Annotated in this window: 1 protein-coding gene; it reads left to right on the top strand. The window is 37.6% G+C overall.

Translation table 11 applies throughout. The annotated features are described in order from the left end of the window. Nucleotides 1-442, top strand: a 442-nt coding sequence (locus tag OQH62_RS08630; RefSeq protein ID WP_266016158.1) for a hypothetical protein, incomplete at both ends; no start/stop codon positions are given.

The following is a 442-nucleotide window of genomic DNA, read 5'->3' as shown; positions in this document are numbered from 1 at the left end:
TACAAGACAAAAAGGCAAAAGAAAAAGAATTAAAGGTCTTAGAATCTAAGATTTTGTCATTGCGAGGCAAAGCCGAAGCGTCTGTTGCTAATGCAACTGACCCACACTTGCAAATCCATAAGCAAGAGTTAAAAAATCAGGTTGCAATTCTTAAAAAAGAAATCGCAAAGTTAAAGACGATTGCGCCTTTAAATTCTCCTTGTCATTCTTCTTGCCATACTGAAAATGAAGCCCGAAATATCCCACAAACTCCAAAACAAATAGACAAAAGCACACCAAGTTTTGAAAAGTGCAATTTTCAATACAAAGATAATGCTCTTACCCTCTCTTGTCATTCTGAATTTGCATTAGCAAATGAAGAATCTCAAAACAAAAACACTTTCACCCCACCCTTTCCTATCCCTCCCACTTGGACGTGGGTAAGATTAGGCGAAGTGTGTGA

The sequence above is a fragment of the Campylobacter sp. MIT 21-1684 genome, assembly GCF_026241315.1.
GTDB lineage: Bacteria > Campylobacterota > Campylobacteria > Campylobacterales > Campylobacteraceae > Campylobacter_D.
The sequence above is the reverse complement of the archived record's forward strand: the minus strand, read 5'-3'. Positions and strand labels throughout refer to the sequence as shown.